10 protein-coding genes are annotated in these 9,549 nt (G+C 75.1%); 6 read left to right on the top strand and 4 right to left on the bottom strand.

Annotation, left to right across the window (positions count from 1 at the left end; all coding sequences use genetic code 11):
* Positions 1–76: 76 nt before the first annotated feature.
* The gene (locus tag AC2CHG_RS16320; RefSeq protein WP_135242968.1) at positions 77–340 is read left to right on the top strand and encodes a DUF2530 domain-containing protein; all 264 of its coding nucleotides are present in this window, start codon (positions 77–79) and stop codon (positions 338–340) included.
* A gap of 4 nt (positions 341–344) precedes the next feature.
* Here the strand turns inward: AC2CHG_RS16320 and AC2CHG_RS16325 are convergent, their stop codons facing one another.
* Positions 345–1,184 carry a DUF3027 domain-containing protein gene (locus AC2CHG_RS16325; RefSeq protein ID WP_135242967.1) on the bottom strand — a complete coding sequence of 280 codons (840 nt, stop codon included), beginning with the start codon at positions 1,182–1,184 and terminating at the stop codon, positions 345–347.
* Positions 1,185–1,271: 87 nt separating this feature from the next.
* On the opposite strand from AC2CHG_RS16325, the gene AC2CHG_RS16330 reads away from it, so the two are divergent.
* Complete coding sequence (locus AC2CHG_RS16330; protein ID WP_194798893.1) at positions 1,272–2,888, top strand: MFS transporter; 1,617 nt, start codon at positions 1,272–1,274, stop codon at positions 2,886–2,888.
* Positions 2,885–3,562 carry a futalosine hydrolase gene (locus AC2CHG_RS16335; protein ID WP_484525049.1) on the top strand — a complete coding sequence of 226 codons (678 nt, stop codon included), beginning with the start codon at positions 2,885–2,887 and terminating at the stop codon, positions 3,560–3,562. The genes AC2CHG_RS16330 and AC2CHG_RS16335 overlap by 4 nt, the downstream gene beginning before the upstream one ends.
* A gap of 57 nt (positions 3,563–3,619) precedes the next feature.
* On the opposite strand, the gene AC2CHG_RS16340 is transcribed toward AC2CHG_RS16335, so the two are convergent.
* Positions 3,620–4,603, bottom strand: a complete 984-nt coding sequence (locus tag AC2CHG_RS16340) for an NAD(P)-dependent alcohol dehydrogenase (RefSeq protein WP_484525050.1) — start codon at positions 4,601–4,603, stop codon at positions 3,620–3,622.
* 118 nt (positions 4,604–4,721) lie between these two features.
* Between AC2CHG_RS16340 and AC2CHG_RS16345 the strand changes: the two genes are divergently transcribed.
* Both AC2CHG_RS16345 and AC2CHG_RS16350 read left to right on the top strand, forming a co-directional pair.
* A complete protein-coding gene (locus tag AC2CHG_RS16345) occupies positions 4,722–5,432 on the top strand; it encodes a TetR/AcrR family transcriptional regulator (RefSeq protein ID WP_262015389.1) in 711 nt (236 codons plus the stop codon).
* 34 nt (positions 5,433–5,466) lie between these two features.
* Complete coding sequence (locus tag AC2CHG_RS16350) at positions 5,467–6,297, top strand: 1,4-dihydroxy-6-naphtoate synthase (protein ID WP_262015388.1); 831 nt, start codon at positions 5,467–5,469, stop codon at positions 6,295–6,297.
* Here AC2CHG_RS16350 and AC2CHG_RS16355 read toward each other — a convergent pair.
* Positions 6,258–6,644 carry a cold-shock protein gene (locus AC2CHG_RS16355; RefSeq protein ID WP_026267952.1) on the bottom strand — a complete coding sequence of 129 codons (387 nt, stop codon included), beginning with the start codon at positions 6,642–6,644 and terminating at the stop codon, positions 6,258–6,260. The two genes, AC2CHG_RS16350 and AC2CHG_RS16355, sit on opposite strands and share 40 nt — an antisense overlap.
* A gap of 28 nt (positions 6,645–6,672) precedes the next feature.
* The gene (locus tag AC2CHG_RS16360) at positions 6,673–7,296 is read right to left on the bottom strand and encodes an HAD family hydrolase (RefSeq protein ID WP_262015387.1); all 624 of its coding nucleotides are present in this window, start codon (positions 7,294–7,296) and stop codon (positions 6,673–6,675) included.
* A gap of 37 nt (positions 7,297–7,333) precedes the next feature.
* Here AC2CHG_RS16360 and AC2CHG_RS16365 point away from each other — a divergent pair.
* The coding region (locus tag AC2CHG_RS16365; RefSeq protein WP_484525051.1) for a helicase-associated domain-containing protein at positions 7,334–9,549 on the top strand (2,216 nt) is incomplete at its 3' end.

Below are 9,549 nucleotides of genomic sequence, written 5' to 3' on the forward strand. Positions count from 1 at the left end.
ATCGGCCGGGTTTTGTCGCGCGCATCGTCCCAGATCACCTGGCGGGCAGGGAAGAACGATCACGTAGGCTGGGCCGGTGTCACAGGAGCAACAGCCGCGGCCGGAGCCGCTCGACCCGCCGATGGTGCCGTTCGCCGTCGCCGGGCTGATCGCCTGGGCGGTGGCCGGCCTGGTGCTACTGATCTTCTTCCGGGACTGGCTCACCGAGTCCGGGCGTCAGAACTGGCTCTGGACCTGCCTGGCCGGTTTTCTGTGGGGCTTTCCCGGCTTGGCGGTGATGATGCGGCACGACGCCAACCGGCGTCGCCGACGCGCTGCCGCCGCGCAGCGACAGCGCTGACCCGTCAGGGGTGGCCGTACGGCTCCGCCGGCTCGGCCGACTCCACCGAGCCCGGGGCCCGGCTGACGGTCATGGCCTCGACCGCGCTGTCGTCGTAGACGGTCGGCAGCTCGTCGACGGGCGTCTCGGCCGCCTCGACCAGCGTCTCCGAGTGCGCGCCGCACCCGTGGTCGGCGCTCACCACCCGGCCGTCGTCCGGGGCGAAGAAGTTGCCGCAGGCGCCGAAGGCCAGGCGCAGCGAACCGGCGAGCGGCAGGTAGAAACCGCAGGTGCCGCAGCGGGCGGCGGCCGGCGCAGCGACCGAGATCGCGGCGTCCGGGCCGTGGTCGCCGTCGTACCAGCGCTGGGCGGCCTCGGCGCGGCCCTCCCGGGACAGCACCCGGGGCCGGCCCAGGCCCAGCTCCCAGGCGGTCTCCTCCACTGCCGGGTCGTCGGAGAGCAGGTAGCCGGGGGCGAGCCGCTCGTCGTCGGCAGGGGTGGGCAGCAGGTCGCCGGGGCCCAGGTCGCCCGGCTTGAGCCGCTCCTGCCACGGCAGCCAGCCCGGTGCGAGCAGCGCGTCCGGGCCGGGCAGCAGCACCGTCTCGCAGATGGTGACGTGCCGGCTGCGCGGCACCCGGGTCACCGTGACGGCCCAGCGCCAGCCGCGGTAACCGGCCATCCGGCATTCGAAGTAGTGGGTGACGACCCGATCGCCCTCGGCGACCGCCTGGAGATGATCGCCGATGTCGGTGGGCTCCACCTCGGTGATCGCGTCGCGGGCCACCTCGACGGCGGCGGCGCAGACCTGGTCGAGCCGGGGAGCGCGGGCGGAGGCGGGCCTGGTCACCGGACCATTGTTCCCCATGCCCGTCCACGGGCGACAGGCACTCCCCGGAGTCATTCTCTCCGGGTGATGCGGCGCACGTGGAAAGGATGGGCGAGGATGGGACGCATGGCGCTGTCCTCCCGCTCCGGCCGCTCCTTCCTCGGGCGGACCGTCGGCACCGGCATCCGCGCCACCCGGCTGCTGCTGCGGGGCTCGATGCACGGCGGGCGCTGGATGACCCGGCGGGCCGGCACCGCCCGGGCCCGCAGTGCCGGCAACGAGGTGGGCATGGTCCGCCTGTTCGACCTGCACGCGCTCTCCTGCGCCGGTGACACGCTCATCGCGATCGGCCTGGCCGGGACGATCTTCTTCGACGTGCCGCTGGGCGAGGCGCGCAACAAGGTGGCCCTCTACCTGCTGGTCACCATGGTCCCGTTCGCCATGCTCGCCCCGGTGGTCGGCCCGCTGCTCGACCACTTCCGCCACGGCCGGCGGTACGCGCTGGCCACCACCATGCTCGGCCGGGCGTTCCTGGCCTGGTTGATCTCCGACTACATCGGCAGCTTCGGGCTCTATCCGGCGGCGTTCGGCGTTCTCGCGCTCTCCCGGGCGTACGGCGTGGCCCGCTCGGCGGCTGTCCCCCGGCTGCTCCCCGAAGGGCTGGGGCTGTCCCAGGTCGGGGCGCGCGCGAGCGTCTACGGCACGGTGGCCGGCGCGCTCGTCGCGCCGATCGGGCTGGCCGCGTTCTGGTTCGGGCCGCAGTGGCCGCTGCGGGTCGCCTCGGTGATCTTCCTGATCGGCATGGTGATCTCGCTCCGGCTGCCGCCGAAGGCCGACTCCGAGCCGCCGGAGCGGATGCCGCACCCGTTGCGCGCGCTGCGCCGCCGCGACGGCGAGCGCCCGCTGGGCCGGGGTCGCCCCAGTGGCCGGCTGGTGATCGCCACGCTGATCGGCGCGGCGGCGCTACGCGGGCTCTACGGCTTCCTGCTGCTGTTCCTGGCCTTCGCGATCAAGGCCGGTGACCTGACCACCGACTTCTTCGGCCGCGACCTCGGCGCCCAGGGCGCGCTGGGCCTGGTCGGCGGCGCGCTGGCGGTCGGCACGTTCCTGGCCACCGCGCTCGGCACCCGTCTGCGCATCCACCGGCCGACAGCGCTCCAGTCCAGCGGCACGATCGTGGTGGCCGGTGTGGCGGTGCTCGCCGCGCTGAAGTTCTCGCTGCCGATGGTGGCGCTGCTCTGCCTGGTGGCGGCGATGATGAGCGGGATCGCCAAGCTGGCGGTGGACGCGTCGATCCAGGAACGCATCCCGGAGCGGCTGCGCGCCAGCTCGTTCGCGCACTCGGAGACCGCGCTGATGCTCGCGTTCGTGGCCGGGGGCGGGCTCGGGCTGGTGCCGTTCACCGGCCTGATCGGGGTGACCGTCGCCGCCGCGGTGGCCGCGCTGGTGGCCGTACGCGGCGTGCTCGTCGCCGGCAAGCTGCGCGGCGAGCACCTGGCCGGCCGGCCGCTCGGCGACGAGGAACTGGCGGCGGAGCAGGCGACCCGCGACGAGAAACCGGCCACCACCTCGTTCGACGACCCGGCGCCCACGTCGCCGGCGCCCCAGCGCTCCGGCCCGCCGCCGGACGACGACGGGCTGGCCCCGCCCGGCTTCCACATCTACCGGCCGTCCTCCTCGGTGGGCGGGCCGGGCGGCGTCGAGGACACCGAGCGGCGCGATCCCCGGGGGCCGGTGGCGTGACCGGTCTGCTCGTGGTCACGGCCGTGCCGGCCGAGGCTGAGGCGATCCGTGCCGGCCTCACCGCACCGGCAGCGCCGGACGGGACTGTGCCGCCGGACGTGACGGTGCTGCCGGTCGGGGTCGGCCCGGCCGTCGCCGGGGCGGCCACGGCACGGCTGCTGGCGCTGGCCGAGGCGGCCGGGCGGCCGTACCGGGCGGTGGTCAGCGCCGGCATCGCCGGGGGTTTCGTCGGCCGGGTCGCGGTGGGCGGCACGGTGCTCGCCGACCGCAGCGTCGCCGCCGACCTGGGCGCCGAGTCACCTGCCGGGTTCATCCCGGTCGAGGACCTGGGCATGCCTCCCGAACTGCTGGGCGGCGGCCGGATCGTGCCCGCCGACCCGGTCCTGCTGGCCCGCCTGCGCGCCGCGCTGCCCGGGGCCACCGTCGGCACTGTGCTCACCGTCAGCACGGTGACCGGCACCGCCGCGAGCACCGCGGCCCTCGCCGAACGGCACCCGGACGCGGTGGCCGAGGCCATGGAGGGGTACGGCGTGGCGGTCGCCGCCGCTCAGGCCGGTGTGCCCTTCGCCGAGCTGCGTACCGTCTCCAACCCGATCGGACCGCGCGACCGGAGCGCGTGGCGGATGCGGGAGGCGTTCGCCGCGCTCACCGCCGCGGCGGCCGCCCTCCACTGATCTCGTCCACCTGTGGATAACCCTGTGGAGAAGTCGTCGGGCTGGGGACGGCCAGGGTCAGATCGTGATGACGACCTTGGCTCGCGCGTGCTCGGTTTCGAGGTAGCGGACGGCCTCGGGCACCTCGCACAGCGGATGCGTCCGGTCGACCACAGGGGTGAGCCGGCCCGCCTCGGCGTGCTCGCGCAGCACGTCGAGGTGCGCCCGGCCGGGTGAGGTGGCGAGGACGACGACGCGCTGCCTGACGACCGGCGCGACCAGCCGTCCGCGCGCCAGCAGCCCGATCGGGCCGAGCAGGCTGCCGCCCCGGTAGACGCCTCCGCCGGAGAGCACGAGCGTCCCGTCCGGCGTGAGCGCCCGCCGCAACGCGGTCAGGGAGCGGTTGCCGACCAGGTCGAACACCACGTCGTGGCGGCGCCCGTCGCGGGTGAAGTCGTCGCGGGTGTAGTCGACCACGTGGTCGGCGCCCAGCGAGCGGACCAGCGCGACGTTGCGGGTGCGGCACACGCCTGTCACCGTCGCGCCGAGCGCCTTCGCCAGCTGGACGGCGAGCGTGCCGACGCCGCCGGAGGCACCGTTGATCAGGACGCGGTGGCCGGGCCGGACCTGCCCGGCGTCGCGCAGGCCCTGGAGCGCGGTGACGCCAGCCAGCGGCAGGGCCGCCGCCTGCGCCGGGGTCAGGTTCGCCGGCCGCGGCGCGACCAGGTGCTCGGGCACGCAGACGTACTCGGCGAACGCGCCGTCGGCCTCGCCGAGGTCGCCGAAGACGGCGTCGCCGGGGCGTACCTGCCGCACCTGGGCGCCGACGGCCTCGACCCGGCCGGCGAAGTCGCGGCCACGGATGCGAGCGCGGGGCCGCCCGAGGCCGAGCGCCAGCCGCGACAGCCGGGGGTCGCCGCGCATGACGTGCCAGTCGTACGCGTTCAGCGCGGCGGCCTCGACCCGGACGAGGACGTCGCCGGGGCCGGGCGCGGGCGTCTCGACGTCGGCGAGCACGAGTGTCTCCGGGGGGCCGTACCGGTCCTGGACGATCGCCTTCATGTCCGCACTCCCTCCCAGGTGTACGGCGTACACCTTTATGAGGACAAGGCTAGGTGTACGCCGTACACCAGTCAAGACGGTTACTGTGTCAACGGCCTTCGGGAGGACTGGGGACGACATGGCGGAGCGGGTGGAGACGGCGCGAAGGGCACCCCTGACCAGGGATCGCGTCCTGCGTACCGCAGTCGTGCTCGCCGACCGGACCGGCATCGAGTCGCTGAGCATGCGCAACCTCGCGCAGGACCTGGGCGTCGTGCCGATGGCCCTCTACAAGCACGTCGCGAACAAGGACGAACTGCTCGACGGCATGATCGACATCGTCGTCGCGGAGATCGAACCGCCGGCGGCCGGCGACTGGAAACAGGCGATCCGCCGCCGCATCCTGTCGGCGCGGCAGATGCTGCTCCGCCACCCCTGGGCGTCGCTGGCGATCGAGTCCCGGACCACGCCCACCCCGGCCGTCCTGGCGTACCTCGACTCGACAGTGGGCGCGCTCCGGGCGGGCGGGTTCTCCACCGACCTGGCCCACCACGTCATGCACGCGCTGGGCAGCCGGGTGCTGGGCTTCAGCCAGGAACTGTTCGACACCTCCCGGCAGGCGGGCCGGTCGGGCGCGACGAGCGCCGACCCACCGGCGGACCTGCCGCCGGAGGCGGCCGCCCGGTTCCCGCACCTCGCGGCCATCGCCACCGCCGCGTCCCACGACGACGACTCGGTGGTCGGGCCGGGCTGCGACGACCAGTTCGAGTTCGAATTCGCGCTGGACCTGCTGCTCGACGGCATCGAGCGGCTGCACCGGAACGGCTGGACGTCACACCGGACGGGGTGACGGGCCGCCCGGGTGCCGGGGTTACGGTGGGACCGTGGCGCTCTCCCTGGCGATCTCCCCCTGCCCCAACGACACGTTCGTCTTCGACGCACTGGTGCACGGCCGGGTGCCGGGCGCGCCGCCGGTCGAGGTGACCTACGCCGACGTCGACGTCACCAACACCGCCGCCGAGCGGGGTGCGTTCGACCTGGTGAAGGTCAGCTACGCGGCGTTGCCGTGGCTGCTCGACGACTACCACCTGCTGCCCTGCGGCGGCGCGCTGGGCCGGGGCTGCGGCCCGCTGGTGCTGACCCGTGGCGACCGGACCGACCTGTCCGGCGCGACGGTGGCGGTGCCCGGCGAGCGGACCACCGCGTACCTGCTGTTCCGCCTCTGGGCGGCCGGCCAGGCACCGGCGCGCATCGAGGTGGTGCCGTTCCACGAGATCATGCCGGGCGTGGCCGCCGGCCGGTACGACGCGGGCCTGGTCATCCACGAGGCGCGCTTCACCTACCCGCGGCACGGCCTGACCGCCCTGGTCGACCTGGGCGAGTGGTGGGAGGGCGACACCGGGCTGCCGATCCCGCTCGGCGCGATCCTGGCCCGCCGGGGCGCTGTCGACCCGGTCGAGGCCGCCGCCTGGATCCGCGAGTCGGTACGCCAGGCGTGGGCCGACCCGGCGGCGAGCCGCGAATACGTCCTCGCGCACGCGCAGGAGATGGAGCCCGACGTGGTGGACCGGCACATCGGCCTCTACGTCAACGAGTTCACCGCCGACCTGGGAGAGGCCGGCTTCGCCGCCGTGGAGGCGCTGCTGGGCCGGGCCGCCGACGCCGGGCTCGTCCCTCAGACCTCCAGCTCGCGCGCCACCGCGTGGACCAGCTGAGCGATCTTCTGCGCGGTCTTCCGATCCGGGAAGCGACCCCGGCGCAGGTCCGGCTGGACCTTCGCCTCCAGCACCTTGATCATGTCTTCGACCAGGCCGTGGAGTTCCTCGGCCGGCCGGCGGCGCAGCTCCGCCACGGACGGCGGCGCCTCCAGCAGCTTGACCCCCATCGCCTGGGCGCCCCGCCGGCTGTCGACCACGCTGAAATCGACCCGCTGGCCACCCTTCAGGTCGGCGACACCCGCCGGTAGCGCGCCCTTCGGCAGGAACACGTCGCCACCCTCGTCACTGGTGACGAACCCGTACCCCTTGGCGGCGTCGTACCACTTCACTCGACCCGTCGGCACCTGTTGAACCCCGCTCCACTCGAACCGTCTACCCCTCCAAGGCTAGCCCGATGATCCGGTCCAGCGCCCTCGGGAATTCGACGAGATCATCAAGCACCAGGTACGCCCCGGCCTCGGTCAGTTCGTCGGCCGAGCACGGGCCGGTCGCCACTGCCACGCCCGGGATTCCCGCGGCTCGCGCGGCGGCCATGTCGGCCACGTGATCGCCCACGTACAGCGTCGCGCCGTGCTCCCGCAACGCGACCGCCTTCTGCTCGGCGAACACGTCCCCGGCCAGCTCGTCCACCGGTAGCCCGAGGTGGTCCAGGTGCAGCTTCGCCAGCCGGCCCATCTTCGCGGTCACCACCATCGTCCGCCCGCCGCGCGCCTGCACCGCGCGCAGCGCGGCCTCCGCACCCGGCATCGGCACGGTCGGGGTGATCGCGTACGCCGGATAAAGCTCCCGGTAGAGCGTCACCGCCTCCTCGACGCGCTCCGGCGGGAACCAGTGCGCCAGCTCGGTACGCAGCGGCGGGCCCAGCCGGGAGACGGCCAGTTCCCCGTCCACGTGCACCCCAGTGCGCGCGGTGAGCGCACGGAACGCGGCGGCGATCCCGGGGCGGGAGTCGACCAGTGTCATGTCGAGGTCGAAGCCGACCATCAGCGGAGGCATGCCGAGAACCTACCCAGCGGGCTAGCGTGGTACGACGATGACCACCTCACTCGCCGACCACCTGCGGGCCCTCCCCGACGAGTCGCTTGCCGCCCTGCTCCAGCTGCGGCCGGACCTCGTCGTGCCGGTGCCGGCCGACGTGTCCGCCCTCGCCCTGCGCGCCCAGTCCCGGGTCTCCGTGGCCCGGGCGCTCGACGGGCTGGACCAGTTCACCCTCCAGATCCTCGACGCCGCCCGCCTCACCCGCGGCCCCGAGGGCGCCACCTCCACCGACCAGATCCTCGCCATGGCCGCCGCCGGGCCGCACCCGCCCGCACCCACAGCGGTCCGCGCCGCCGTCGACCGCCTCCGGGCCCGGTTCCTGCTGTACGGCCCCGAGCACGACCTGTGCGTGGCCGGCGGCATCGACGAGGTGTCCCCGTACCCGGCGGGGCTGGGCCGACCGGCGGCGGAGCTGGACCCGCGCGCGGCGGCCCTCTGCGCGGACCCGGCGAAGCTGCGGAGGACGCTGCTGTCCGCGCCGCCCTCCGCCCGGGCGGTCCTGGATCGGCTCGCCGCCGGGCCGCCGGTCGGGACCGTGGCGCCCGGCGCGCTGGAGGCCCCCGCCACCGGCACCGAGGACGTGCTCCCGCCCGACCTGGTGAACGGCGGCGCGCCGACCGGCTCACCTATCCGCTGGCTGGTCGAGCACCGGCTGCTGGTCCGGATGTCCGGCGGCCGCAACGGCACCGTCGAACTGCCCCGCGAGGTGGGGCTGGTGCTGCGCCGCGACGCCGGTCCGCTCGGCCCGCTGCGCACCAGCCCGCCGGTGGTGTCCGGCCCGCCCCGCGAGGTCAAGTCCGTCGACTCGGCCGGCGCCGGGCAGACCATGGAGGTGGTCCGGCACACCGAGGCGATGCTGGAGGCGCTGACCGCCGAACCCGCACCGGTCCTGCGTTCCGGCGGCGTCGGCGTCCGCGACCTGCGGCGGCTCGCCCGTGGCCTCGGGCTGGACGAGCCGACCACCGCGCTGCTGTTCGAGGTCGCGTACGCGGCCGGGCTGACCGGGGAGATGGAGCTGACCGGCGCGGTCACCACCCGGTACGGCGGCGACCAGCAGATCCTGCCCACCGGCGGGTACGAGGTGTGGCGCGCGGTGTCGCTGGCCCAGCGCTGGGAGCAGCTCGCCCGCGCCTGGATGTCGATGCCCCGCCAGGCCGGCCTGATCGGGCAGCGCGACGACCGGGACCGGCCCATCTCAGTGCTCTCCGCCGAGGCGGAACGAGCCGGTGCGCCCGCCGCCCGCCGTGCGGTGCTCGCGGTGCTGGCCGACCTGCCGGCCGGCACCGCGCCGACCACCGACGAGGTGCTGGAACTGCTGGACTGGCGCGCGCCCCGGCGGGCCCGGGGCCGGGAGACGGCGCACCGGGAGGTGCTCGCCGAGGCCGCCACGCTGGGCGTGACCGGGCTCGGCGCGCTCACCACGTACGGGCGGCTGCTGCTCGCCGAGCTGACCGAGGCCGACGAGCGCGGCGACGACCCCCTCGGGTTGCGCTCCGACGCCGAGTCGGGCGACGCCTCGACGACGGTACGGGCGCTGGACGGGCTGCTGCCCGCCCCGGTCGACCACGTGCTGGTGCAGGCCGACCTGACGGTGGTGGTGCCCGGCCCGCCCGACCCGGCGCTCGCCGCCGAACTCGACGTGGTGGCCGAGCACGAGTCGGCGGGCGGAGCCAGCGTGCACCGGGTCACCACGGGGAGCATCAGGCGGGCGCTCGACGCCGGCTACACCGCCGACGACCTGCACGCGCTGTTCCGCCGCCGCTCGCGTACCCCGGTGCCGCAGGGCCTGACCTATCTGGTCGACGACGTGGCCCGCAAGCACGGTGGCCTGCGCGTCGGGTCGGCCGGCGCGTACGTGCGCAGCGACGACGAGGCACTGCTCACCGAGGTGCAGGCGGACCGGCGACTGGAGCCGCTGGCGTTCCGCCGGCTCGCGCCGACGGTGCTGGTCACCCCGTACCAGGTCAACCGGATGCTCACCGCGTTGCGCGACGCCGGGTACGCCCCGGTGCCGGAGGACGCCGGCGGCGCGACGGTGCTGGCGCGCCCGAAGACCCGGCGGGCGCCGGCGCGTACCGCTATCGGTCGTGCGGTCGACCCGCTCGCCACGCCGAAGCTGCCGATGCCCCGCCTGCTCGGCGTGGTCGAGCAGATCCGCCGGGGCGAGGCGGCGGCGAGGGCGGCCCGGCGGGCCCCGGCAGTGGTCCGCGG

Source organism: Micromonospora sp. ATLC20 (genome assembly GCF_057196585.1).

Coding starts and splice junctions, on each gene's coding strand:
- AC2CHG_RS16325 (WP_135242967.1), bottom strand. CDS start 1,184: ATGGGGAACAATGGTCCGGTGACCAGGCCCGCCTCCGCCCGCGCTCCC.
- AC2CHG_RS16330 (WP_194798893.1), top strand. CDS start 1,272: ATGGCGCTGTCCTCCCGCTCCGGCCGCTCCTTCCTCGGGCGGACCGTC.
- AC2CHG_RS16340 (WP_484525050.1), bottom strand. CDS start 4,603: ATGAAGGCGATCGTCCAGGACCGGTACGGCCCCCCGGAGACACTCGTG.
- AC2CHG_RS16345 (WP_262015389.1), top strand. CDS start 4,722: ATGGCGGAGCGGGTGGAGACGGCGCGAAGGGCACCCCTGACCAGGGAT.
- AC2CHG_RS16360 (WP_262015387.1), bottom strand. CDS start 7,296: ATGCCTCCGCTGATGGTCGGCTTCGACCTCGACATGACACTGGTCGAC.